This window comes from Micromonospora sp. NPDC050417 (genome assembly GCF_044458865.1).
In the GTDB taxonomy this organism is placed as follows: domain Bacteria; phylum Actinomycetota; class Actinomycetes; order Mycobacteriales; family Micromonosporaceae; genus Micromonospora_G.
Map to the genome: position 1 here is coordinate 451,291 of NZ_JBITIH010000002.1, position 24,847 is coordinate 476,137.

Here is a 24,847-nt window from a genome sequence, read left to right on the forward strand (position 1 = left end):
GATCAGCGGGCGGGTGGGGCGGGGAAGAGGAGGGCGGGGATGGCGGCGGCGGCCAGTTTGTTGGTTTCAGCGTCGGTGAGGGGCTGGTGGCGGGTCAGGAGGCGGAAGACGAGCGGCCCGAACAGGATGTCGGTGGCGGTTTCGACGTCGACGCCGGGGCGGGTCTCGCCCCGGTCCGCCGCGCGTTGCCAGAGATGGGCGAACGCACGGCGACGGTCGGCGAGGAAATACTCGCGGAAGTAAGCTGCGGCCTTCGGGTCGTCCACGCAGGCCGCGAGGAGTTGGGCGAAGATGTGCCCGTACGGGCTGGCGTAGAAGGCGCTCACCTGGCGTAACTGGGCGGTGAGGTCACCGACGGCGTTGCCGGTGTCGGGCAGCGGGAGCGCGTCAGCCATCATCCGGCCGAACGCCTCGGCCGCCACCGCCGTACGGCAGGGCCAGTGTTTGTAGATGGTCGCCTTGCTTACGCCGGTGCGGCCGGCGATCGCGTCCACGGTGGCGGTGGGCAGGCCGCCCTCGCGTAGCAGTTCTTCGGTCGCGCGGAGCACGGCCTCGTGGATGCGGTCACTGCGGCGGCCAGTGGGGTGGGCGAGGAGGGTTTCCCCGCCTACCCCACTGGCCGTCATGCCGTCAGCCGGCCCGGAAATTGTCATGGTCCGTCGATTCAACCAGCTCGCGCCATTCGGCGAGTTCTCGACGTACCGTCTCGTCGGTACGGAAGTAGTTCGGTTCACCACCGTCACCACGCGTCGCGCCGGTGATGAACCAGACGTTCATCAGGCGGCAGCAGCCAGGATGTCGAACTCGGCGTCGGTGAGCTCGATGGAGGCCGCCCCGATGTTCTGCTCCAAGTGGGCGATGGACGAGGTTCCCGGGATCGGGAGCATCACCGGCGACCGCTTGAGCAGCCAGGCGAGCGCGAGCTGGGCCGGGGTGGCGCCATGGTCACGGGCGATCCGGGCCAGCGGGCCTCCGTCGCGGGCGAGCGGGCCGTTGGCCAGCGGGAACCACGGGATGAAGCCGATGCCGTGCTCGGTCGAGTAGTCGAGCAGGGCCTCGGCGGACCGGTTGGCGACGTTGTAGAGGTTCTGCACCGAGACGATGTCGGCGAACTTCGACGCGGCCTCGACGTCGGCGACGGAGACCTCGCTCAGCCCGATGTGCCGGATCTTGCCCTCGTCCTGGAGTGCCTTCAGCTCGCCGATCTGGTCGGCCAGCGGGACCGCCGGGTCGATCCGGTGCAACTGGAACAGGTCGATCCGCTCCACCCCGAGGTGACGCAGGCTCAGTTCCGCCTGCTGGCGCAGGTACTCCGGACGACCGACCACCGTCCACTGGGACGGACCTTGGCGGGTGAAGCCGGCCTTGGTCGCGATGACCAGATTCTCCGGGTACGGGTGGAGCGCCTTCTTGATCAGCAGCTCGGCGACGAACGGACCGTACGAGTCGGCGGTGTCGATCAGGTCGACGCCGAGTTCGACCGAGCGCCGCAGGACGCGTACGGCCTCGTCGGGGTCGCGTGGGTCACCCCACACGCCCTCGCCCGTAAGTTGCATCGAGCCGAATCCGAGCCGGGTCACCGGCAGGTCCCCACCGAGCAGGAACGATCCGCTGGGTGCTGCGGTGACGGAGGGTGCGTCTGTCATCTGAACTCCGGGTCGAGTGAACTGAACTGACAGTTCAGTTTAGGTCGCGCGGAGCGGGTCGCCCAGTTCTCGGCCGCCGCCCTGATGCCGCAGACCGTGCCGGCCGAACTGCTGCTATGGTCCGGAAAGCAAAACGCCCACCTGCGGAAACGCAGGCGGGCGATGCTGTAGCCCGGCGAAAGGCTATGTGGCCAGGGGCGGGGTCGAACCGCCGACCTTCCGATTTTCAGTCGGACGCTCGTACCAACTGAGCTACCTGGCCTGGTATTGCTCGGGTCATGTTACCTGTCTGGCGGATGAGCCGCAGTACAGGTGACATTCCCCGAAACGCAGAACGCCGCGCGTTGGTACGCGCGGCGTACGGCGCTGGCGGTCCTGACGGGACTTGAACCCGCGACCTCCGCCTTGACAGGGCGGCGAGCACTCCAACTGCTCCACAGGACCTAGCTACTTACCGTGCACTTACACTTACACTTGCACCGCCCGGCTGGACGGATGTTACACGTGCCCCCAACGGGATTCGAACCCGTGCTACCGCCTTGAAAGGGCGGCGTCCTGGGCCACTAGACGATGAGGGCGGCCCCGCCATCATTGCACAAGGCAACTCCTGCGTTTGCTCCCATCCGGCCCCGCCGGCGGCTTGGAAAGCATACGTGATCGAGGGCCGGCGGACCAAACCGGTATCGGACGCGTCGAAATTGCCATCAAATCTACTTCAAACGCGTGATCCCGTACTTTTGCTTCAAAGCAGCGATCAGGCCGGGACAGGCGGTGAGGGTGCCGCTGCGGTCTCCACCCCCGTCGTGCAGCAGGATGATCGAACCGGGGCGGGCCTGCGCCAGCACCCGCTTACTGATCGCGGCGGCGCCGGGCCTGTCCCAGTCCCTCGGGTCGACGTCCCAGTGCAGCGGCACCATCCCCAGTTCCCGGCTCACCTGCACCACCGCCGGAGTCCACTTCCCACCCGGCTGGCGGTAGTAGCCGATCCGGGCCCCGGGTACCGCCCGTCCGATCTCCCCGTTGGTCCGGGTCAGGTCCGCCCGGATATCGGCCCGTGGCCGGCTGCCCAGTTCAAGATCGTGCTGCCAACTGTGGTTGCAGAGGGTGTGGCCCTCCCGCACGATCCGGGCGACGAGCTGTGGATACTTCCGGACCCGGGTACCGACCACGCAGAACGTCGCCTTGACCTGCGTCTTCCGGAGTTGGTCGAGCACCTTCGGAGTCCAGTCCGGCGACGGGCCGTCGTCGAAGGTGAGCGCGACCCCACGGGACCCCGTCGTCCGCCGGGTGTCGAGTGGGCCGACCGTGCTCCGGGGCGCGGGCGGGCGGCTCGGTGTCGGTTCGGTCGGCGGTGGCGTCGGCGCGGTCGTCGGCGCCGTGGTTGTCGGCGTGGTCGTCGGTGCCGGCTCGCTGGTTGCCGGCGTGAAGGGGCTGAACTGGGGGCGGCCCGCCTGATCATGCTGATCAGGCCCGCAGGCGGTGGCGAACAGCGCCACCAGGACCAGCCCGGCCGCGAGCGCGGCGGGTCGAGTCATCGTTGACTCCCGAGGGGTATCGGGCGAGGGGGTGCGGGGGCGGAACGCCTCACGCTAGCCCAACAAAGGACCCACCGTAGCCCCGGAAAAGCCGCTCGAATCAAGACGCCGATCGATCGGCGGAATGCGCCGGTCAGCCGGTCAGCGAGCGGTCGCCCGACTCGGGTACGGCCACGGTGAGCGTCAGCGCCTCGCTCAGGCTGGCCGGACGCAGCACCCCGGCGGGCAGTGCCTCGGCCCGCCAGCCGGGGCCGGCGGCGAGCAGCAGCACCGGCCGACGAGGGCTCGCCAGCACCGCCCGCAGTTGGGCCGGATCGCCGGTGGCCGGGGTGTGCGACCAGAGCACCACCACCGCCGGCCCGGTCCGGGTCACCGCGTCCACGAGCGCCGCCGACGGCATCCGCGCACCAAGCTGTCGGGTGGCCACCCCGGCCTGTGCCGCCGCAGCGGCCAACGCCTCCAACGGCAGCGTGTGCTGTTCCTCGTCCGCGCAGGAGAGCAGGACATGTGGCAGGTCCGGACGCGCCGGGCCACCGACACCGGGCGGCTTCAGGGTCTTGGCCGCCGTACGGGCCACCACCGAGAGCACCTCGGAGACGCATCGGGAGAGCAGGTGCTCCACCTCGATCAGATGGGCGGTGGCAGCATGCCGTTCACCGAGACCGGCGAGGACCGGGCGCAACATGCCGTCCCACGCGGCCACCACGCCCTCGGCGGCGATCGCCCGTTCGATCGTCTCGCACATCGCCACCGCGTCGAGCCGCATGGCCGCCCGCGCCAGCCCCCGGGCAGCCGGCCCGGCGTTCGCCACCGGGATCGCCCGGCCGCCGCCGTCGCGCGGCCTCACCACCGGCCGGTGCGTCGACCACCCCGACTCCCGATCGGGTACGTCGGCTCCCCGCTCAACCGACCCGGGTGCAGTCGTCCGTTGCGCCCAGCGGGCGGCCTCGGCGGGAACCACCCCCTCGGCGGTGAGCCTTCGCATGACCTCCAACCGGGCGAGATCCTGCGCGGTGTAGCGCCGGTGCTGGCCGGGTACGTGCTGGCTCGGCCCGAGGCCGTACCGCTGGTGCCAGGTGCGCAGGGTGGTGACCGCCACGCCGAGCCGGCGCGCGACCGTACCCGCGCTCAGACCGTCATCGCCCACCCGGCGGCTCCGCCGCGTTGTCGGTCGGCCCCGTCGACCCGCTCGCGGCACCGGCGGGAACACCGGCAGCGCCGGAGCCGCCGGTCGGGACGGTGGCGTTGCCGGCGACCGGGGCGGACTGGAGGTAGCGCTCGATCACCCCGACCAGCCACGGGGCGTACCGGTCCGGTACGGCCGCGATGTCGGCGCGTAGCTCCTCCGGATCGACCCAGCGCAGGTCGGCCACCTCCGTCGGATCCGGTGACACCGGCTGGTCCGGTGCGAAGGCGGCGCAGAGCACGTGGTCGTACTCGAACTCGACCCGCCCGGTGGACGGGTCCTCGGCGAAGTAGAGGTGGACCCCGACCTCGGTCAGCCCGACCGGGCCGACGCCCAGTTCCTCCATCAGTCGCCGGTTCGCCGCGTTACGCAGCGACTGGCCGGGCTCGGGGTGGCCGCAGCACGAGTTCGCCCAGCGGAGCGGGAAGCGGGTCTTGACCGAGGCGCGCTGTTGCAGCAGCACCCGGCCGGCCGGATCGACCAGCAGCACGGAGAAGGCCCGGTGCAGTTGCCCCGGCGGTTGGTGCGCCGCCGCCACGGTGGTGGAGCCGACCACCGTGCCGTCGTTGTCGACCAGCTCGACCAGGTGTTCCTCCCGGGCGGTCATCGGCCACCGCCGGTGACCCGGGCCGCGGCCAGCTTTCCGGAGATCAAGACCATCGGAACCCCTACTCCCGGCTGCGTGCCCGAACCGACGAAGACCACATTGGAGAGTGTGCGGTGCAGATTGGACGGACGGAATGGTCCGGTCTGGAAAAGACTGTGCGCGGCGGCGAACGGGGTGCCCGCGGCCATCCCGGCGTCGGCCCAGTCGGCCGGGGTGATGATTTTGGAAACCTCGACACCGTCGGCGAATCCGACGTAGCCCCGGTCCTCCAGGGTGGCCATCAGCTCGGACGCGTACCGCCGGGCCAGGTCGCCGCGCCAGTCCAGCGCGGCCCGGTCGAGGTTGGGCACCGGGGCGAGCACGTAGTAGCTGTGCCGCCCGGTCGGTGCCACCGACGGGTCGGTTCGGCTCGGGTTGGTGACCAGCAACGACGGGTCGGACATCAACTGGCCGCGCTTGATCACCTCTTGGAAGGTGCCCCGCCACGATCGGCCGAAGTGGATGTTGTGGTGGGCGATCCCGGAGTAGCCCTGGGTCGAGCCGACGTGCAGCACCACGCAGGAGGGGGAGTAGCGCAGCCGGCGCTGCCGGGTCGCCGGGAGCAGATCCCGGTAGGCCACCGGCAGGTCGGGGTTGAGCACCACCACGTCGGCCGGGATCCGTTCACCGTCGGCGGTGCGTACGGCGGTGGCCCGACCGGCGGCGGTCTCCACCTGGGTGACGGTGGTGTCGTACCGGACCTCCACACCGTGCTTCTCGGCCGCTCCGGCGAGCGCCTTCGAGACCGCGTGGATGCCGCCGCGCGGGAAGTAGACCCCGGCGACCGAGTCGAGGTAGGAGATCACGGTGTAGATGGCGAGCGCGTCGTGCGGGGCGAGGCCGGCGTACATCGCCTGGAAGGAGAAGATCCGCTGGGTTCGGGGGTCGCGGAAGAACTGGTTGACCTTCGTCTGTAGGCGGCGGAAGGCGCCGGCGGCGACCAGGCGTACCAGGTTGCCGGTGAGCAGGTCGGTCGGCGAGTCGAGGTTGCGTTCGATGAAGTCGTGCCGTTCGAGTTGCCACAGGTCCCGGGCGTAGTCGACGAAACGCAGGTAGCCGTCGGCCTCCCAGGGCCCGCAGACCCGGGCGATCTCCGCCGCCATCTGGTGCGGGTCGGTGTGCACGTCGAGCGTGGAGCCGTCGGGATAGTGGGCCCGGTACGCCGGGTCGAGCGGCGTCAGGTCGAGCCAGTCGGTCAGCTCCTCGCCGACCGCGTCCAGCGCCTCGGCGATCAGGTCGGGCATGGTCAGCACGGTCGGGCCGGTGTCGAACTCGTACCCGCCGAGGCTGAGGCGTCCGGCCCGGCCACCCGGCACCGGCTCCCGCTCCACCACCGTGACCTGTCGGCCACTGCCGGCCAGGTGCAGGGCGCAGGCGAGACCACCGAGTCCCGCCCCGACCACCACGACCCGGTCGGTCCGTCCACTCACGGTCCGCACTCGATCACCTCCTTGCTGCGATCCCTCATCATGCCCGCCGATGGGTCGTTACCACAGCAAGACGAGTAAGTGCGGGGAGATTGTGCTCCGGCGTGGGGCCTTGGGCGTCGCTGGAGCGTACCTTAGGGTTACGAGTTGCGTCGATTGGTGCGTCGATTACTCGAAGGAGCTGGGTGGTGGAACAGGAGGCGTCACCGAAGTCCGACCAGGCGCCGGGTCCGACGGCCGAGACCGATCCCGCCTTGGCCGGTCTCGCGGCGGCCGATCTCGCGGCGGCCTACGAGCGCTGCCGTGAGCTGCACAAACAGCACGGACGCACCTACTATCTCGCCACCCGTCTGCTACCCCGGTGGAAACGACGGCATGTCCACGCGCTCTACGGCTTCACCCGGTACGCGGACGAGATCGTGGACCGGACCGACGACCTGCCCCCCGCCGAACGCGCCGCCCAGCTCCGACTCTGGTCCGAGCGGTTCGTCGCCGGCCTGCGCGGCGGCCCGGTCACCGACCCCCTGCTCCCCGCCGTCCTGCACACCATCGCCACGTTCGACCTCGACCCGGAGGACTTCGCGTCCTTCCTGCGCAGCATGGCGATGGACCTCACCGTCACCTCGTACCCGAGCTACGACGACCTGCTCGACTACATGGAGGGCTCGGCGGCGGTGATCGGCACCATGATGTTGCCCATCCTCGGCTCCCCGGACCCGATCGCGGCCCGCGAACCAGCCCGCCAACTCGGCCTCGCGTTCCAACTCACCAACTTCATCCGGGACGTCGCCGAAGACCTCGACCGGGGGCGCACCTACCTACCCGACGAGGACCTGGCGACGTTCGGGGTCAGCCGGGACGACCTGGTCCAGGCCGCCGCCAGGGGCCGGGCAAGCGCCGCCATCCGGGAACTGATCGAGTACGAGGTGACCCGAGCACAGGCGCACTACGCCGCCGCCGCACCCGGCATCGTCCTGCTCAACCCCGCCTCGCAGGCGTGTATGCGGACCGCGTACGCGCTCTACGGCGGCATCCTCGACGAAGTCGCCGCCGCCGGGTACGACGTCTTCGTCCGCCGAGCCGTGGTGCCCCGACGTCGCCGGGCCACGGTCGCCGTCCGCGCCCTCCTCACCCGTACCGGCACCCCCGTCGCCCTGCCGGGGGTAAGGAAGGGCCCCTTGTTATCGGAATCTGTATAGGAAGGGGCCCTTCCTAACCGTCGAGGCAGGTGTGCAGTACGTCGACCAGGTGCTCCACCCGGTCAAATCCGGCAAGGTGGCGGGTGGCGTACGCGAAGGTGTAGTCCCGTGCCGGGTCGGCCCAGGCCACGCTGCCGCCGATTCCACCCATGCCCCAACTGCCGTCCTCCTCGACCTGCATGCCGAGCGTCCAGCGGACCGGGCGCTCCAACAGCAGGTCGTCACCGGTGTACTGGGCCCGGGTCGCCTCGGCGACCAGGTCGGCACCGAAGAGGCGTACGCCGTCCAGTTCACCGCCGGCGAGCAGACCCGCGTAGAGCCGGGCCAGGCCGGCGGCGGTGGCGTGCAGGTTCACGGCGGGCACCTCGGCGCCCCGCCACCGTGGACCGTTGAGTACGGCCAGGTCCAGGCAACCGGCCGGGTTGCCGAGCGCGCGGGCGCGCAGCGAGCCCGGGGCGCCGAGGATGGTGACCGGCCAGTCCGGGTTCCCGTAGCCGAGGTCGGCGCAGCGCGCCTGGTCGAGCGGGGCGAGCCCGAAGTGCAGGTCCAGTCGCCACGGCCCGGCGATCTCGTCGGCCAGGAACCGGCCGATGGTGCGGCCGTCGACTCGGCGTACCAGTTCGCCGAGGAGGTGTCCGTAGGTCAGTGCGTGTTCGGCGGCGACGGTGCCCGGCGCCCAGAGCGGTTCGGCGGCGGCCAGGTCGCCGGTGAGCAGCGACCAGTCGTCGAGGTCCTGTTCCGGGCGGGGCACCGGAAAGACGGGCAGGCCGGCGGTGTGGCTCAGCACGTGCCGGACGGTCGCCTCGGCACGGAACCCGGGCCAGTGCCGGGCGACCGGGTCGTCGAGGCCGATCCGGCCCCGTTCGACCAGGAGCAGCACGCAGAGCGCCGCCACCGGTTTACCCACGGAGTAGACGTTGACCAGGGTGTCCGGGCTCCACTGGCGGGTTCTGGCGGAGTCGCGCCAGCCGCCGTACAGGTCCAGCACCGGCCGTCCGCGGTGCCACACGACGAGGCTCGCACCGGTCTCAGCCACCGTGCCGGTTCCGGCCGTCGCTCCGCCGGGCAGGTCGTCGGTGGTGCCGGGTAACGGTCGGTGGTCCGGTGGACGCTCGTCGCCGAGCAGGGCCGCGAAGGCGTCCCGTACGGCGACGAAGCGCCGGTCCCAGTCCCCGTCGACCCGATCTTCGCGTACCTGGTCTGCGCTCACCCGACACACGGTAGGCGAGCGGAAAGGCGACCCGGGTGGTCCGGGTCGGTTCGGTGCGGGATGCTGGCTGGGTGACGCAGCCGGAGCAGTTCGACGTGATCGTGATGGGGCTCGGTGTCGGGGGCGAGGAGGTCGCTGGCCGGTTGGCGGAGGCGGGCCTGGCCGTACTCGGGATCGAACGCGGCCTGGTCGGCGGCGAGTGCCCGTACTGGGGGTGCATCCCGAGCAAGATGATGATCAGAGCGGCGAACGCCCTGGTCGAGGCGGCGCGGGTGGACCAGCTCGCGGGACGGGCGACGGTCACGCCGGACTGGGCACCGGTCGCGGCGCGGATCCGCGACGAGGCGACCGCGAACTGGGACGACAAGCGCGCCGCCGACCGGTTCGTCGGCAAGGGCGGGCGACTGGTTCGTGGCACGGGGAGGCTCGTCGGACCTGGTCTGGTGCAGGTCGGCGACGACGTCTTCCGGGCCCGTCGTGGTGTGGTGATCGGCACCGGGTCGAGCCCGGTGATCCCGCCGATCGAGGGGTTGGCCGGTACGCCGTACTGGACGAACCACGATGCGGTCGAACTGACTGAGTTGCCCGCTTCGGTGGCGGTGCTCGGCGGTGGGGCCATCGGCCTGGAGCTTGCCCAGGTTTTTGCCCGCTTCGGCGTACGGGTGAGCGTGGTCGAGGGTTCCGACCGGCTGCTCGCTATGGAGGAGCCGGAGTCGTCGGAACTCGCCACGGCGGCTTTGCGGGCCGACGGGGTGGAGATCCACACGGGGATGCGCACCGAGCGGGTGAGTCACGACAAGGACGGATTCACCCTGTACCTGGCGGGCGACGGTACGGTCCGGGCCGACCGGTTGCTGGTTGCCACCGGGCGGCGGGCTCACCTGGAAGAGCTGGGTCTGGAGAGTGTGGGCCTCGATCCGGCACAGCGTTACCTCGGCACAGACGACCGGATGCGGGTGGCGGACGGCATCTGGGCGGTCGGTGACGTCACCGGCCACGGTGCCTTCACACACATCGCGATGTACGAGGCCGGGATCGTGATCCAGGACATCCTGAGCGGCGGCGGTGCGGAGTCACGCGGCGATGATCGGGTGCTGCCCCGGGCGGACTATCGGGCGCTGCCCCGGGTCACCTTCACCGATCCGGAAATCGGTGCGGTCGGGTTGACCGAGCGACAGGCGCGTGACCGTGGGTTCACCATCCGGGTCGGCCAGACCCGGCTGCCGGACTCTTCCCGGGGTTGGATCCACAAGGTCGGTAACGAGGGTTTCATCAAGCTGATCGAGGACGCCGAACGCGGCATCCTGATTGGCGCGACGTCGGCCGGTCCGTCCGGCGGGGAGGTGCTCGGTGCGCTGGCCGTGGCGGTGCACGGGGAGGTTCCGGTGGCGACGCTGCGTCAGATGATTTACGCGTACCCGACTTTCCATCGCGCGATCGGTGACGCGGTGAACAATCTGAAGTAGCAACACGGTAGAACCCAGTTAATTTCTTGCAAGAAATTGCCGTACCATTGCGGCCGTGACTAAACGACTCACCGAAGTAGCGAAGAAGGCCGGTGTCAGCGAGGCCACGGTGAGCCGGGTGCTCAACGGTCGTGAGGGCGTCTCCGAGGCGACCCGGACCGCCGTGCTCACCGCTCTCGATGTGCTCGGCTACGAACGGCCGACCAAACTGCGGGGTGAACGGGCCCGACTGGTCGGTCTGGTCCTGCCCGAATTGCAGAACCCGATCTTCCCGGCGTTGGCCGAGGTGGTCACCGGTTCGCTCGCCCAGCGCGGTTTCACCCCGGCGCTCTGCGCCCGGACAATCGGCGGCGTCTCGGAGATGGACTACGTCGAGATGCTGCTCGACCACCAGGTCTCCGGGGTGATCTTCGCTGGTGGTTCGTACGCGCTCGCCGACGCCCGCCACGACCACTACCGTCGGTTGACCGATCGGGGTCTGCCGGTGGTGCTGGTCAACGCGGGCGTGGACGAGCTGGGGTTCCCCCGGGTCTCCACCGACGACGCGGTGGCGGTGGAGCAGGCGTACGGGCACCTGCGCTCGCTCGGCCACGAGCGGATCGGCATGGTGCTCGGCCCCGAGGACCACGTGCCGTCCCGGCGCAAGCTGGCGGCGATGGTCCAGGTTGCCGGCTGGTCCGAGGGTGACGAGTGTGTGGAGCGCTCCAGTTTCTCCATGGAAGGGGCGCGAGTCGCCGCGACCAAGCTGGTCGAGCGGGGGGTCACCGGCGTCATCTGCGCCAGCGACGTACTCGCCCTGGGGACGATCCGGGCCGCGCGACGGTTGGGCCGGTCGGTGCCGGCCGACATCTCGGTGGTGGGTTTCGACGACTCCGCGTTCATGACCTGCACCGACCCGCCGCTGACCACGGTTCGGCAGCCGATCGAGACGATGGGTCAGGCGGCGGTGGACCTCCTGGTCACCATGATCGAGGGGGTCGGCGTACTGCACGACGAGTTGCTCTTCGAGCCCGAGTTGGTGGTACGCGGCTCGACCGCCCCCGTTCCCGGTCGCTGACCAGCTCGCCGAATCGCTGACCAGCTCGCCAGATCGTTGACCAACCTGCCCGGCCACTGACCACCATCCGGCCACGGGACCGTCCCGTGCCCTGCAACGGCGCTCCGGCCGTCGACCGCTGCCTGCGGTCGGCGGCCGTTTCGTCGTCCGGCGTGCCGGCGTCGGATGGGCGGGTGGCGTCCGGCGGCCGATGTCCGACGTCCTGCGGGCAGCACCTGCGGCGTCCGCCGGGGCCACGCGTACACCGCCCAGTTGATCGGGTCGCGTCCATCCACGCTGCCCGGGGAACGGCGCTGACCAGGTGGGACGCGTCCGACCAGGCGTGGAGCGGCGGTCCGGGTCACCCGTGCGAGGCTCTCGGGAAAACAGTCGTAGTCTTTCGATTTTCAGTCGACTTCTTGCGGGAAGCGATTCGACTTTGTATCGTCATCGCCACGAAACATTGGCTCACCTGGCCCACCGCAGCTCCAGGGGTCAAGTCAGCTGGCGCATACAGATCAGTAGCAGAGCATCGCGGCGGTGGAGATCACCGCAGATCAGCGCAGGTCATCGAGACTCTCGTTCCCCGAAGGGATGGACAGATGTCCGTACCGCAGTACCGGAAGGCTGCGGCGTTCGCGCTCGCGGCCGGCCTGGGGCTCAGCCTTACAGCGTGCTCCACGAAGAGTGGCGACTCGTCGAACGATGCGAGCGGCAAGGTCACCATCACTGTCGACTGCCAGCCGGTCGGCGCCCAGAAAGAGCTGCTGCAGAACTGGAACGAAGATGTCGTGGAGTTCCAGAAGCAGAACCCCGACATCGTGGTCAAGAGCGTGAGCGTCGGCGAGCAGTGCAACAACCCGCCGGACTTCACCGCCCGCCTCGCCGGTGGCACCGTGACCGACCTGTTCTACGGGTACATGACCGACCTCCAGCAGGTGCTCGACTCGGGTCAGGCAAAGGACATCACCGAGTTCGCCAACAAGGAGAACGTCTCGACCTGGGACAGCGTCGACCCGGCGCTCAAGGAGGTCTTCACCGACGGCGGCAAGCTCTACGCCGTACCGGTGAAGAACTACTCGATGGGCCTGGTCTACAACAAGGTCCTGTTCCAGCAGGCCGGCCTCGACGTGAACAACCCGCCCAAGACCTGGGGCGAGGTCCGGGCCGCCGCCAAGAAGATCTCCGCGCTCGGCAACGGCATCGCCGGCTACTCGGAGTACAGCGCCGGCAACACCGGTGGCTGGCACTTCACCTCCCTGCTCTACTCCCAGGGCGGCCAGGTGCTGTCCCCGGACGGCAAGAAGGCCGCGTTCAACGACGCGGCGGGCAAGCAGGTCCTGCAGAACCTCAAGGACATGCGGTACGGCGACAACAGCATGGGCGACCGCCAACTGCTCCAGTGGGGTGACCTGCTGACCAACGCCGGCGCGGGCAAGGTCGGCATGTTCATCGGCGCCCCGGACAGCACCCAGGCGATCGTCAGCCAGTTCCAGGGCAAGTTCCAGGACTGGGCGATGGCCCCGCTGCCCGGCCAGGACGGCCTGGCGAAGGGGACGCTCGGTGGTGGCGAGGGCTACTTCTTCAAGAAGGACCTCACTCCGGAGCAGGTCAAGGCCGGCCTGAAGTGGATCGAATACCAGAAGCTGCTGCCGGGCAAGGGCCAGTTCGACTACGTCCGGCTCAAGCCGCAGAACTACCCGGTGGGCCTGCCCCAGCCGCTGCTCTTCGCCAACGGCAGCGAGGTGCAGAAGCAGGAACTGGAGCTGCGCAAGGCGAACGCGAACGTCGACACCACCAACTTCGCGCTCTTCGAGGCGACCCCGGTGCCGATCAAGGGTGAGCCCCGCAACGCGCAGGCGATCTACGCGGTACTCGACGCCGCGATGTCCGGGGTGCTGACCAGCCCGAACTCGAACATCGACGCGCTACTCAAGACAGCCGAAGAGAAGGTCAACCAGCTCCTCGCCGCCGAGAGCTGATCCGAGGCGGGTGGGGGCCGGCGCGCCGGCCCCCACACCAACCTCGCCGCACCGTCGGTGTCACTGACTCACCCAGGAGTTGCCTTGGCGATCACCACCGTCCCGGAGACCATCAGGAGACCGGGGCGTCCGACATCGCCGTACCGGACCCGGCCGAAGCGCACGAGCCTCGGCCGCAAGGTACGGGACAACCTCACCGGTCACGCGTTCCTGATCGGGGCGGTGCTCTGCTTCGTCGTCTTCTCCTGGTACCCGATGATCCGCGGCGTCGTGATGAGCTTCCAACGCACCCGGCGCGGCGAGACCACCTGGGTGGGTTGGGACAACTACGTCCGCATCGTCGCCGACCCCAGCTTCTGGACCGCCTGGCAGAACACGATCTACTTCACGCTCCTCGCCCTCGTCTTCGGGTACGTGCTGCCGTTCTTCGTCGCGATCCTGCTCAACGAGTTCCGGCACGCCAAGGGCTACCTGCGGATCCTGGTCTACCTGCCGGTGATGCTGCCCCCCGCATCGGCGCTGTTCCTCTTCAAGTTCTACGCGTACGACCCCAGTGAGGCGGGACTCTTCAACGCGATCCTCAAGGCACTGCACCTGCCGACGTCGCAGTGGATGCAGTCGCCGGAGATGACGATGCCGGCGATGGTGATCGCGTCGACCTGGATGAACATGGGTGGCGCGGTGCTGATCTACCTGGCGGCGTTGCAGAACGTCCCCGGCGAACTGTACGAAGCGGCCGAACTCGACGGCGCCGGGCTCTGGCGTCGGATCGTCAACGTGACCATCCCGCAGACCCGGCTGATCCTCGCGCTCCTGGCGATGCTCCAGATCGTCGCCACGATGCAGCTCTTCATCGAACCGCTGATCCTCGCCAACGGCGCGGGTGCGGAGGACTCGGCGACCTCGGTCGCGTACCTCATCTACCAGCACGGTTTCTTCCAGAACGACCTCAACGGCGCTGCGGCGCTCGGCGTGATCATGCTCGTGGTGCTGGCCGGCTTCTCCGCCGTCTACGTGCGACTGACTGCGAAACAGGACTAGGTAGGGCGACCCATGGCACAGGACTCCGGGACCCGCACACTCATCTCCCAGGCCCAGCTCAGCCGGGGGCGCGGCAGGGTGATCTATTGGACGCTGCTCACCGTCGTCGTCGTGGGGTTCACCCTCGTCTTCCTCGGCCCGCTCTACTGGATGGTCACCGGCGCGCTCAAGTCCGGCCAGGAGATCGCGCAGACCCCGCCGACGCTGCTCCCGCAGGATCCGCAGTGGCGGAACTACGCCGACGCGTGGAACAACCTGGACCTCGCGAAGCTGCTGTTCAACACGTTCTACTACGCGGCCGGCGCGGTGCTATTCCAACTCGTCTTTGACACCGCGGCGGCGTACGCCCTGTCGAAACTTCGCCCGATATTCGGCAACGTGATCCTCGGCGCGATGCTCGCCACGCTGATGATCCCGGCGATGGTGCTCATCGTCCCGCAGTACGTGACCGTGATCGACCTGCCGATCCTGCACATCAACCTGCTCGACTCGCCGTTTGCGATCTGGTTGCCCCTGGTCGCGAACGCGTTCAACATCTTCCTGCTGAAGCGGTTCTTCGACTCGATCCCGGAGGACCTGATCGCGGCTGCCCTGATGGACGGGGCGACGTCGCTCCGTACGCTCTGGTCGATCATTCTGCCGATGTCGCGTCCGATCCTCGGCGTAGTCTCGATCTTCGCCGTGACCGCGGTCTGGAAGGACTTTCTCTGGCCGAAGCTGGTCATGCCGTCACCCGAGACCCGGACGGTCAGTGTCGGCATCTACGCCTTCTCGGGCGGTACGCCGATGAACGTGGTGATCGCCGCATCGGTTATCGCCGCGATCCCGACCGTCATCATCTTCCTGGTCTTCCAACGGAACATCATGTCCGGTCTGACCACGGGCAGCCTCAAGGGATAGCTGCGCGTCATCCCCAGTGGCGGACAACGAACGTTCGCCCGGCACACATCCAGGTCTGGCGAACCCGCCGACGTACTGACCCAGAAAGCAGGTGCTCGTGTCCACAGCAGACAACAGTCCGTGGTGGCGTGGAGCGGTGATCTACCAGGTGTATCCACGTAGCTTCGCCGACGGCAACGGCGACGGCATCGGCGACATCGCCGGCATCCGGTCCCGGCTGAATCACCTGTCCGCGCTTGGCGTCGACGCGATCTGGTTCAGTCCCTGGTACCCCTCGCCGATGGCCGACGCCGGCTACGACGTGGCCGACTACCGGGACATCGACCCGGTGTTCGGCACCCTGGCCGAGGTCGAAGCGTTGATCGCCGAGGCCCACGTGCTCGGCATCCGGACTATCGTCGACGTGGTCCCCAACCACTGCTCGGACCAGCACCCGTGGTTCCAGGCGGCGTTGGCCGGTGGGCCGGGCGCACCCGAACGGGAGCTGTTCTGGTTCCGCCCCGGTCGGGGCTCGAACGGCGACCAGCGGCCCACCGACTGGGTCGGTGAGTTCGGCGGCGAGACCTGGACCCGGACGACCAACCCGGACGGCACCCCCGGCGACTGGTACCTGCACCTGTTCACCGCCGAACAGCCCGACTTCAACTGGGAACACCCACTGGTACGGGCCGAGTTCGAGGACGTACTGCGGTTCTGGTTCGACCGAGGCGTCGACGGCATCCGGATCGACTCCGCCGGGCTGCTGGTCAAGGACGGAACCCTGCCGGAGACGCTGCCCGACCGACCACACCCGTTCCGGGACCTCGACGGAGTGCACGAGATCTACCGGAGCTGGCGGCGGATCGCCGACGAGTACCCGGGCGACCGCGCCCTGATCGGCGAGGTCTGGATGCCGGACCGGCAACGGTTCGCCAACTATCTGCGCCCGGACGAACTGCACGCCGCGTTCAACTTCGACTTCCTCGGCTGCGCCTGGGACGCGGCGGCACTGCGGGAGAGCATCGACGGCACCCTGAACGCACACGAGCCGGTCGGTGCACCTGCCACCTGGGTTCTCTCCAACCACGACGTCACCCGGCACGTCACCCGGTACGGCCGCGAGGACACCACGTTCAGCTTCGCCAAGAAGCGCGAGGGGATCTTCACCGACCTCGAACTGGGGACCGTACGGGCCCGCGCGGCAGCCCTGCTCTCGCTCGCCCTGCCCGGTGCCGCGTACGTCTACCAGGGCGAGGAGCTGGGGCTCTGGGAGGTCGACGTCCCGCCGGAGCAGCGTACCGACCCGATGTGGCCGCGCTCCGGTTACATCGACCCGGGTCGTGACGGCTGCCGGGTGCCGCTGCCCTGGTCCGGGGACGCGCCCCCGTTCGGCTTCAGCCCGGACGGGGCCACCACCTCGCCCTGGTTGACGCAGCCGGCGGAGTGGAAGGGGCGTACCGCCCAGGCGCAGATAGGGGATCCGTCCTCGATGCTGACGCTCTACCAGGAGGCGCTCCGGATCCGTCGGGCCGAGGCCGGTCTCGGTGACGGCCCGATGAGCTGGCTCGACACCCCGGCCGAGGTGCTCGCCTTCGCCCGTGGCGAGGAGTTCGCCTGCGTGGTGAACCTCTCGGACGCCCCGGTGCCGTTGCCGGCGCACCGGTCGCGGCTGCTCGCCAGCGGGCCGCTCGACGGGGATCTACTCCCCCCGGACACCGCTGTCTGGCTCCGGACCGGAACGGCGTAGTCATGCCCCGCCGAGACACCGCCGGGGGTAAGGAAGGGCCCCTTGTTATCGCTTTTTGTAGAGGAAGGGCCCCTTCCAAACCCGCGACGGCACGGTGGTGTCCGCCGGTGGAGGGGACGCCGACCCCGTCTCCCGGCGGACATGCCGTACCCCCGATTTCTTCCGGCGGACATGCCGTACCCCCGATTTCTTCCGGCGGCGGTCGGACGTCCCGGCTCCGTCGCCACCCTCAACACCGGCCGCTCCACCGGCCGGTTCGCTCGAAGGGGAGGTCTACGCGCCCTGATCCATTGCTGATTGCGGCTCCACGCGGCTCCACGTACAGGGGAATTGGTTTTCCTGACGAAAGGGATCCCATGGCCATCCATGCTGCCGGCGCGCCCACGCCCGGCACCACCACCGCACCTCGCACCCACCGCGCCCGGGTCGGGCTGGCAGTTCTCGCCAGCACCGCGATGGCCGCGGCGTCGATCAGCGTCCTCACGTTCACGTCGGCTGCGCCCGCCCAGGCCGCCGGCCTCTCCCCGTTCGACATCGTCGGCCGCGGCGCCACCGTGCCCTTCGTCGAGCAGGAAGCGGAGAACGTCGCCCACAACGGTTCCAAGATTGGCCCGACCCGCTACTACGGTCAGCTCCCCTCCGAGGCTTCGGGCCGGGAGGCGGTGACCCTGGACGGGGTCGGCGAGTACGTCGAGTTCACCCTGACCCGGCCAGCCGACGCGGTGACCTTCCGGTACAGCATTCCGGACAGCCCGGCCGGCACCGGCCGGGACGCCACCATCGACCTGCGAATCAACGGCAATGTGGTCAAGGCCGTGCCGGTGACCTCGAAGTACGGCTGGTACTACGGCGGTTACCCGTTCAACAACAACCCGGGTGACACCAATCCGCACCACTTCTACGACGAGGCCCGGACCCTGTTCGGGTCCACCTACCCGGCCGGCACCAAGGTGCGGCTCCAGGTCAGTTCCACCGCCCAGTCGCCCAGCTTCACCATCGACCTCGCCGACTTCGAGCTGGTCGGCGGACCGATCGAGAAGCCGGCGAACGTGATCGACGTGGTGACGGACTTCGGTGCCGACCCGACCGGTGCGACCGACTCCACCGCCGACTTCCAGGCGGCGGTCGACGCCGGAGCGGCGCAGGGCCGGGCGGTGTGGATTCCGCAGGGCAACTTCACCCTCTGGGACCACGTGGTGGTCGACCGAGTGACGCTGCGCGGCGCCGGCCCGTGGTATTCGGTGCTCGGCGGGCGGCACCCGACCCAGCGCAACCGGGCCGTCGGCATCTACGGCAAGTACGTCCCGGGTGGCGGCTACACCGGTCCGGTACGCCCGCACGAGGCGAACGGTCCCAGCCGCAACGTCACCGTGCGGGACTTCGCCATCATCGGCGACATCCGGGAGCGGGTCGACGACGACCAGGTGAACGCGTTCGGCGGGGCGATGACGGACTCGGTCATCGACAACATCTGGATGCAGCACACCAAGGTCGGGGCCTGGATGGACGGCCCGATGGACAACTTCACCATCCGCAACAGCCGCATCCTGGACCAGACCGCGGACGGGGTGAACTTCCACACCGGGGTCACCAATTCCACGGTCACCAACACGTTCGTCCGCAACACCGGCGACGACGCGCTGGCGATGTGGGCGCAGAACGTGCCGAACGTCAACAACTCCTTCACCCACAACACCATCGGTGTGACGCTGTTGGCGAACCACCTGGTCAGCTACGGTGGCCGGGACATCAAGATCACGGACAACGTGACCGCCGACTCGCTCACCAACGGTGGCGGCATCCACGTCGCCAACCGATACCCCGGCGTGCAAGGGCAGACCGCGGTGCTCGGCACCTGGACGATCGCCCGTAACACCCTGATCCGCAACGGCAACTCCGACTACAACTGGCAGTTCGGGGTTGGGGCGATCTGGTTCTCCGCACTCAACGAGGCGTTCCAGAACCCCACCATCAACATCACCGACACTGACATTTTGGACAGCTCGTACGCCGCGCTGCACTGGATCGAGGGCCAGACCCGGGGAATCAACTTCAACAACGTCAACATCGTCGGGGCCGGGACGTACGCGCTCCAGGTGCAGGCGAACAGCCAGGTTTCCTTCACCAACGTACGAGCCAGCGGGATCGCCCAGCCCAAGCCGATCCACAACTGTGTCGGCAGCGGGTTCCAGATCACCCAGGGCTCCGGCAACTCGGGCTGGTACACCGACACCCCGGACTGCGGCCCCTGGCCGACGCCGGTCTGGAACAACGGACCGACCAGTCCGCCGCCGACGGGCACGCCGCCCACCACACCGCCCACCACACCGCCGACGACCCCGCCCACCACGCCCCCGACCACGCCCCCGGGCGGCAACCTGGCGCAGGGTAGGACCATCACGGCGACCAGCACCTCCCAGGGGTACGTGGCGTCGAACGCCAACGACGGCAGCGCCACCAGCTACTGGGAGAGCGCCAACGGCTCCTTCCCACAGTCGTTGACTGTCGACCTCGGTACGGTGGTGAACACCAACAGGGTGGTGGTGAAGCTGCCGCCGGGCTGGGAGACCCGTACCCAGACCTTCACGGTCCAGGGTTCGGCGGACGGGAGCTTCCCCGCGATCGTCCCGTCGGCCGGATACACCTTCAACCCGGCCACCGGTAACGCGGTGTCGATCGTCCTGCCGTCGGCAAACCGTCGCTACCTCCGGTTGACCTTCACCGGCAACACGGGCTGGCCGGCCGGTCAGGTCTCCGAATTCGAGGTGTACGGCAGCGGCAGCACTCCGCCGCCCACCACGCCTCCGCCGACGACGCCCCCGCCCACCACACCTCCGCCCACCACTCCGCCGCCGGCCAACAGCAACCTGGCCCTCGGTCGGCCGATCACGGTGACCACCGTGGCCGACGTGTACGGCGGCGCGAACGCGGTCGACGGCAACCCGAACACCTACTGGGAGAGCGCCAACAACGCCTTCCCGCAGTCGATCACGGTCGATCTCGGGCAGGTCCGGTCGGTGTCCCGGGTGGTACTGAAGCTCCCACCGGCGGCGGCGTGGCAGACGCGTACCCAGACGTTGTCGGTGCTCGGCTCCACCACCGGTCAGGTGCCGTACGCGACCCTCAAGGCATCGGCGGGCTACACCTTCAACCCGTCTTCGGGCAACACCGCCACGGTCACCTTCCCAGCGACCTCGCAGCGGTACCTGCGTCTGACGTTCACCGGTAACACCGGCTGGCCCGCCGGTCAGCTCTCCGAGTACGAGGTCTACGCCTCCTGAGGTTAGGAAGGGCCCCTTGTACAACGGAAAGCGATAACAAGGGGCCCTTCCTTCCCTCCCGTCGGCACTAATTGGGTGCGGGTGATGTTGCCCGTCCCGTCGGCCCGTAGGGCTTTCGCGCCACCCCTTCTGACGTTCCAGCCCGAAGTTGGAGGAACGCAATGAGAACCAACCCCGTCCCCTGGCGTCCGCTGGCGGCGACGCTCGCGACCGGACTGGTCGTGTCGCTCGCGCCAGCCCTGCCAGCATCAGCCGCGCCCGTCGACCAGACGAGCCCGACCAACCTCGCCGCAGGCAGAGCCGCCGCGGCGACCAGTGCCGCCGCCGGCCACGACGCCGCCAAGATCAAAGATGGTGACCAGGGGAGCTACTGGCAGGGCAGCGGTGCCTTCCCGCAGGCCGCCACGGTCGACCTCGGCAAGAGCGCCACCATCGACCGGGTCACGTTGAAGCTGCCCAAGGGCTGGTCGAAGCGGACCCAGACGCTCGCCATCCAGGGCAGCCCCGACGGTACGGCATACAGCACCATCGTCGGCTCGGCCAGCTACACCTTCAGCCCGTCGGCCGGGAACCTGGTGACGGTCAAGTTCCCGGCCACCAACACCCGGTACGTCCGGGCCGACGTCACCGCCAACAGCGGTGCTGGCGCCGCGCAGCTCGCCGAGTTGGAGGCGCACGAGGCGGCGGTCTCGAACGTCAACCTCGCCGCCGCTGCGGCGGTGGTCTCCGTGTCCGCGAGCAGCTTCGCCGACGTCTACGGGGCGGGCAACGCGAACGACGGCAACGCCAACACCTACTGGGAGAGCGCCAACAACGCGTTCCCGCAGTGGATCCAGGCTGACCTCGGCTCTGCCGTCAGCGTGAACCGGCTGGTGCTGAAGCTGCCGCCGGCCTCCGCCTGGCAGACCCGTACGCAGACGCTCAGCGTGCAGGGCAGTAACAACAGCGGTGGGCCGTTCTCCACCATCGTGGCGTCGGCCGGGTACACCTTCAACCCGGCCACCGGCAACACCGTGACGATCAACTTCAACGCCGCCGCCGCCCGCTACGTGCGGCTGAACATCACCGCCAACACCGGTTGGCCGGCCGGGCAACTCTCCGAGTTCGAGGTGTACGGGCCGACGGAGGGTGACACCCAGGCGCCGACCGCGCCCGGGAGCCTCGCCTACACCGAGCCGGGATCGGGGCAGATTCGGCTCACCTGGAACGCCTCGACCGACAACGTGGGCGTGACCGGGTACGACGTCTACGCCAACGGCGTGCTGCGTACCAGCGTGGCGGGGAACGTGTTGACGTACACCGACAGTCAGCCGGCGACGGCGACGGTGTCGTACTACGTTCGGGCGAAGGACGCGGCCGGGAACCAGTCGGGCAACAGCAACACGGTGACCCGTACCGGCACGCCGGGTGGAGACAACCAGGCGCCGACCGTGCCGGGGAACCTCACCTTCACCGAGCCGGGGTCGGGGCAGATTCGGCTGGCCTGGGGTGCGTCGAGTGACAACGTCGGGGTGAGCGGGTACGACGTCTACGCCAACGGCGCGTTGCGTACCAGCGTGGCGGGGAACGTGTTGACGTACACCGACAGTCAGCCGGCGACGGCGACGGTGTCGTACTACGTTCGGGCGAAGGACGCGGCCGGGAACCAGTCGGGCAACAGCAACACGGTGACCCGTACCGGAAGCACCCCCGGTGGCTCGAACCTGGCCGTCGGCAAGCCGGTCACCGCCTCGGGATCGACCTTCACCTTCGTGCCGACCAACGCGAACGACAACAACGTCGCCACCTACTGGGAGGGGAACAACTTCCCGAGCGTGCTGACGGTCGCACTGGGCGCGAACGCCACGGTCAACCAGATCGTGGTGAAGCTGAACCCGGACGCTGCCTGGGGTCCGCGTACGCAGAACATCCAGGTGCTCGGCCGGGAGCAGAGCAGCACCTCGTTCACCAGCATCTCCGGGGCGCAGGGCTACAACTTCAGCCCGGCGACGGGGAACACGGTGACGATCCCGGTCAGTGCCACGGTTGCCGACGTCCGGCTCTCGATCGCCTCGAACAGCGGCGCTCCGGGCGGGCAGGTGGCCGAGATCCAGATCATCGGCGTGCCGGCGCCGAACCCGGACCTGACCATCACCGGGATGGCGTTCACCCCGACCTCGCCGGTGGAGACCGACGCGGTCACCCTGTCGGCCACGGTCCGCAACGGCGGCAGCGCCGCCTCACCCGCGAGCAACGTCAACTTCTACCTGGGTACGACGCTCGCCGGCACCGCCTCGGTGGGTGGGCTGGCGGCGGGTGCCTCCACCACGGTCACCGCGAACGTCGGTCCGCGCAACGCGGGAACCTACCCGCTGAGCGCCAAGGTCGACGAGGCGAACACGGTGATCGAGCAGAACGACACGAACAACAGCTTCACCAACCCGTCCTCGCTGGTCGTCTCGCCGGTGGCCAGCTCGGACCTGGTCGTCTCGCCGGTGGCGTGGTCGCCGAGCAACCCGGCCGCCGGTAACACGGTCACCTTCACGGTGGCGATCAAGAACCAGGGCACGGTCGCCTCCGCCGGTGGCGCCCACGGCATCACGCTCACGGTGGTCAACCCGGCCAACGGCGCGGTGCTGCGTACCCTGACCGGTTCCTACACTGGCACGATCGCGGCCGGTGCCACCACCGCCCCGGTCAACCTCGGCACCTGGACCGCCGTCAACGGCCGGTACGACGTACGCGTCGTGCTCGCCGACGACGCCAACGAGCTGCCGGTGAAGCGGGTCAACAACACCAGCACCACCGGGTTCTTCGTCGGTCGTGGGGCGAACCTGCCGTACGAGATGTACGAGGCGGAGGACGGCCTGGTCGGCGGCGGCGCGCAGGTGGTCGGGCCGAACCGGGTCATCGGTGACCTGGCCGGTGAGGCGTCCGGGCGCCGCGCGGTGACCCTGAACTCGACCGGCAACTTCGTCGAGTTCACCACCAAGGCCAGTACGAACACGCTCGTCACCCGCTTCTCCATCCCGGACGCGCCGGGTGGTGGCGGGATCAACTCGACGCTCAACGTCTACGTCGACAACGTGTTCCACAAGGCGATCCCGCTGACCTCGAAGTACATCTGGCTCTACGGGGCCGAGGCCGGCCCGAGCAACTCCCCGGGTGCGGGTGCGCCTCGGCACATCTACGACGAGGCGAACATCTTCCTGGACGCCACCATCCCGGCGGGCAGCAAGATCAAGCTCCAGAAGGACGCCGCGAACACCACCACGTACGCGATCGACTTCATCAACACGGAACTGGTCGCCGCGGTGGCGAACCCGGACCCGGCCCGGTTCGCGGTGCCGACCGGTTTCACCCACCAGGACGTACAGAATGCCCTGGACCGGGCCCGGCAGGACGCCAACCTGATCGGTGTCTACCTGCCGGCGGGCACCTACCAGACGCAGTCGAAGTTCAACGTGTACGGCAAGGCGCTCCAGATCGTCGGCGCGGGTCCCTGGTACACCCGGTTCGCCGCGCCGGCAAACCAGGAGAACACCGATGTCGGCTTCGACGCGCAGGCGTCGGCGAACGGGTCGAGTTTCACCGGTTTCTCGTACTTCGGGAACTACACCTCCCGTATCGACGGGCCGGGCAAGGTGTTCAACCTCTCCCGCACCTCGAACATGACGTTCGACAACATCTGGGTGGAGCACCAGATGTGCATGTTCTGGGGCCTGGGGGTCACCAACACCACGATCAAGAACTCCCGGATCCGGAACACGTACGCCGATGGCACGAACATGACCAACGGCAGCAACAACAACCTGATCAGCAACGTCGAGGGTCGGACCAACGGTGACGACGCGTTCGCGCTCTTCTCCGCGACCGACAGCGGTGGCGGTGCCAACACCGGCAACGTGTTCGAGAACCTGACCGCCACGCTGACCTGGCGTGCGGCGGGTGTCGCGGTGTACGGCGGACAGAACAACATCTTCCGCAACATGTACATCGCCGACATGTTGACCTACTCCGGCATCACGATCAGCTCGCTCGACTTCGGTTATCCGTTCATCGGGTTCGGTCCGGGGCTCACGACGATCGAGAACGCCTCGATCGTCCGGGCCGGTGGTCACTTCTGGGGCGCGCAGACATTCCCCGCGATCTGGATCTTTGCCGCGTCGAAGGAGCTACGCGCCATCCGTATCAACAACGTCGACATCGTCGACCCGACGTACCACGGCATCATGTTCCAGTCGAACTACAGCGGTGGTCAGGCCACCCAGGCGGTGACCGACACCGTTCTCACCAACATCTCGATCAGTGGCGCGCAGAAGAGCGGTGACGCCTTCGACGCCAAGTCCGGATTCGGTATCTGGGCGAACGAGTTGCCCGAGCCCGGCCAGGGTCCGGTGGTCGGTTCCGCCACCTTCAACAACGTCCGGTTCAGCAACAACTTCCAGAACATCCGCAACACCACGTCGACCTTCACCATCACCGTCAACCCGTGAGGGTGACGCGGTACGTCGGCAGGCGGTAGCAGGTAACCGGTGACAGGTGCCGCCGGGAGGCTCGTTCTCCCGGCGGCACTGTCATGTCCGG

The 24,847-nt window shown here is 68.7% G+C and carries 17 protein-coding genes and 3 tRNA genes; 9 read left to right on the forward strand and 11 right to left on the reverse strand.

Going from position 1 to position 24,847, the window contains the following annotated elements; all coding sequences use genetic code 11:
• Nucleotides 1-2: 2 nt before the first annotated feature.
• From ACIBF5_RS04635 to crtI, 10 genes are all read right to left on the reverse strand, one after another.
• A complete protein-coding gene (locus ACIBF5_RS04635; RefSeq protein ID WP_396808069.1) occupies nucleotides 3-653 on the reverse strand; it encodes a TetR/AcrR family transcriptional regulator in 651 nt (216 codons plus the stop codon).
• Nucleotides 631-777, reverse strand: a complete 147-nt coding sequence (locus ACIBF5_RS04640; RefSeq protein WP_396808071.1) for a hypothetical protein — start codon at nucleotides 775-777, stop codon at nucleotides 631-633. The genes ACIBF5_RS04635 and ACIBF5_RS04640 overlap by 23 nt, the downstream gene beginning before the upstream one ends.
• On the reverse strand, nucleotides 777-1,646 hold the full coding sequence (locus tag ACIBF5_RS04645) for an aldo/keto reductase (RefSeq protein WP_396808073.1): 870 nt from the start codon (nucleotides 1,644-1,646) through the stop codon (nucleotides 777-779). The genes ACIBF5_RS04640 and ACIBF5_RS04645 overlap by 1 nt, the downstream gene beginning before the upstream one ends.
• Before the next feature lie 188 nt (nucleotides 1,647-1,834).
• Nucleotides 1,835-1,908, reverse strand: a tRNA-Phe gene (locus ACIBF5_RS04650).
• 105 nt (nucleotides 1,909-2,013) lie between these two features.
• Nucleotides 2,014-2,090 (reverse strand) — tRNA-Asp (locus ACIBF5_RS04655).
• Nucleotides 2,091-2,151: 61 nt separating this feature from the next.
• Nucleotides 2,152-2,224, reverse strand: a tRNA-Glu gene (locus ACIBF5_RS04660).
• A 132-nt stretch (nucleotides 2,225-2,356) separates the two neighbouring features.
• On the reverse strand, nucleotides 2,357-3,181 hold the full coding sequence (locus ACIBF5_RS04665) for a polysaccharide deacetylase family protein (protein ID WP_396808075.1): 825 nt from the start codon (nucleotides 3,179-3,181) through the stop codon (nucleotides 2,357-2,359).
• Nucleotides 3,182-3,314: 133 nt separating this feature from the next.
• Nucleotides 3,315-4,328, reverse strand: coding sequence for a MerR family transcriptional regulator (locus tag ACIBF5_RS04670; RefSeq protein WP_396808077.1), 1,014 nt, complete (start codon nucleotides 4,326-4,328; stop codon nucleotides 3,315-3,317).
• Nucleotides 4,318-4,974: an isopentenyl-diphosphate Delta-isomerase gene (gene idi / locus ACIBF5_RS04675; protein WP_396808079.1), complete on the reverse strand. Its 657-nt coding sequence runs from the start codon at nucleotides 4,972-4,974 to the stop codon at nucleotides 4,318-4,320. Before idi ends, ACIBF5_RS04670 begins: the two co-directional genes overlap by 11 nt.
• The gene (gene crtI, locus ACIBF5_RS04680) at nucleotides 4,971-6,452 is read right to left on the reverse strand and encodes a phytoene desaturase family protein (protein ID WP_396808081.1); all 1,482 of its coding nucleotides are present in this window, start codon (nucleotides 6,450-6,452) and stop codon (nucleotides 4,971-4,973) included. The genes idi and crtI overlap by 4 nt, the downstream gene beginning before the upstream one ends.
• A gap of 242 nt (nucleotides 6,453-6,694) precedes the next feature.
• Between crtI and ACIBF5_RS04685 the strand changes: the two genes are divergently transcribed.
• A complete protein-coding gene (locus ACIBF5_RS04685) occupies nucleotides 6,695-7,639 on the forward strand; it encodes a phytoene/squalene synthase family protein (protein WP_396808294.1) in 945 nt (314 codons plus the stop codon).
• Nucleotides 7,640-7,652: 13 nt separating this feature from the next.
• Here the strand turns inward: ACIBF5_RS04685 and ACIBF5_RS04690 are convergent, their stop codons facing one another.
• Nucleotides 7,653-8,849 (reverse strand): serine hydrolase domain-containing protein, encoded by a 1,197-nt coding sequence (locus ACIBF5_RS04690; RefSeq protein ID WP_396808083.1) that lies wholly within the window; start codon nucleotides 8,847-8,849, stop codon nucleotides 7,653-7,655.
• Nucleotides 8,850-8,920: 71 nt separating this feature from the next.
• On the opposite strand from ACIBF5_RS04690, the gene ACIBF5_RS04695 reads away from it, so the two are divergent.
• From ACIBF5_RS04695 to ACIBF5_RS04730, 8 genes are all read left to right on the forward strand, one after another.
• Nucleotides 8,921-10,315, forward strand: a complete 1,395-nt coding sequence (locus ACIBF5_RS04695; protein WP_396808085.1) for a dihydrolipoyl dehydrogenase family protein — start codon at nucleotides 8,921-8,923, stop codon at nucleotides 10,313-10,315.
• Nucleotides 10,316-10,370: 55 nt separating this feature from the next.
• Complete coding sequence (locus ACIBF5_RS04700; protein ID WP_396808087.1) at nucleotides 10,371-11,372, forward strand: LacI family DNA-binding transcriptional regulator; 1,002 nt, start codon at nucleotides 10,371-10,373, stop codon at nucleotides 11,370-11,372.
• A 581-nt stretch (nucleotides 11,373-11,953) separates the two neighbouring features.
• On the forward strand, nucleotides 11,954-13,333 hold the full coding sequence (locus ACIBF5_RS04705; RefSeq protein WP_396808089.1) for an ABC transporter substrate-binding protein: 1,380 nt from the start codon (nucleotides 11,954-11,956) through the stop codon (nucleotides 13,331-13,333).
• Between the two features lie 84 nt (nucleotides 13,334-13,417).
• Nucleotides 13,418-14,374, forward strand: coding sequence for a carbohydrate ABC transporter permease (locus tag ACIBF5_RS04710; RefSeq protein WP_396808091.1), 957 nt, complete (start codon nucleotides 13,418-13,420; stop codon nucleotides 14,372-14,374).
• A gap of 12 nt (nucleotides 14,375-14,386) precedes the next feature.
• Nucleotides 14,387-15,274 carry a carbohydrate ABC transporter permease gene (locus ACIBF5_RS04715; protein ID WP_396808093.1) on the forward strand — a complete coding sequence of 296 codons (888 nt, stop codon included), beginning with the start codon at nucleotides 14,387-14,389 and terminating at the stop codon, nucleotides 15,272-15,274.
• A 97-nt stretch (nucleotides 15,275-15,371) separates the two neighbouring features.
• A complete protein-coding gene (locus ACIBF5_RS04720) occupies nucleotides 15,372-17,000 on the forward strand; it encodes a glycoside hydrolase family 13 protein (RefSeq protein ID WP_396808095.1) in 1,629 nt (542 codons plus the stop codon).
• Between the two features lie 356 nt (nucleotides 17,001-17,356).
• Nucleotides 17,357-20,281 carry a discoidin domain-containing protein gene (locus tag ACIBF5_RS04725; protein ID WP_396808097.1) on the forward strand — a complete coding sequence of 975 codons (2,925 nt, stop codon included), beginning with the start codon at nucleotides 17,357-17,359 and terminating at the stop codon, nucleotides 20,279-20,281.
• Nucleotides 20,282-20,442: 161 nt separating this feature from the next.
• Nucleotides 20,443-24,756 (forward strand): discoidin domain-containing protein, encoded by a 4,314-nt coding sequence (locus ACIBF5_RS04730; RefSeq protein ID WP_396808099.1) that lies wholly within the window; start codon nucleotides 20,443-20,445, stop codon nucleotides 24,754-24,756.
• The last annotated feature ends 91 nt before the right edge of the window (nucleotides 24,757-24,847 follow it).

Coding starts and splice junctions, on each gene's coding strand:
- ACIBF5_RS04635 (WP_396808069.1), bottom strand. CDS start 653: ATGACAATTTCCGGGCCGGCTGACGGCATGACGGCCAGTGGGGTAGGC.
- ACIBF5_RS04640 (WP_396808071.1), bottom strand. CDS start 777: ATGAACGTCTGGTTCATCACCGGCGCGACGCGTGGTGACGGTGGTGAA.
- ACIBF5_RS04645 (WP_396808073.1), bottom strand. CDS start 1,646: ATGACAGACGCACCCTCCGTCACCGCAGCACCCAGCGGATCGTTCCTG.
- ACIBF5_RS04665 (WP_396808075.1), bottom strand. CDS start 3,181: ATGACTCGACCCGCCGCGCTCGCGGCCGGGCTGGTCCTGGTGGCGCTG.
- idi (WP_396808079.1), bottom strand. CDS start 4,974: ATGACCGCCCGGGAGGAACACCTGGTCGAGCTGGTCGACAACGACGGC.
- ACIBF5_RS04705 (WP_396808089.1), top strand. CDS start 11,954: ATGTCCGTACCGCAGTACCGGAAGGCTGCGGCGTTCGCGCTCGCGGCC.
- ACIBF5_RS04715 (WP_396808093.1), top strand. CDS start 14,387: ATGGCACAGGACTCCGGGACCCGCACACTCATCTCCCAGGCCCAGCTC.
- ACIBF5_RS04725 (WP_396808097.1), top strand. CDS start 17,357: ATGGCCATCCATGCTGCCGGCGCGCCCACGCCCGGCACCACCACCGCA.
- ACIBF5_RS04730 (WP_396808099.1), top strand. CDS start 20,443: ATGAGAACCAACCCCGTCCCCTGGCGTCCGCTGGCGGCGACGCTCGCG.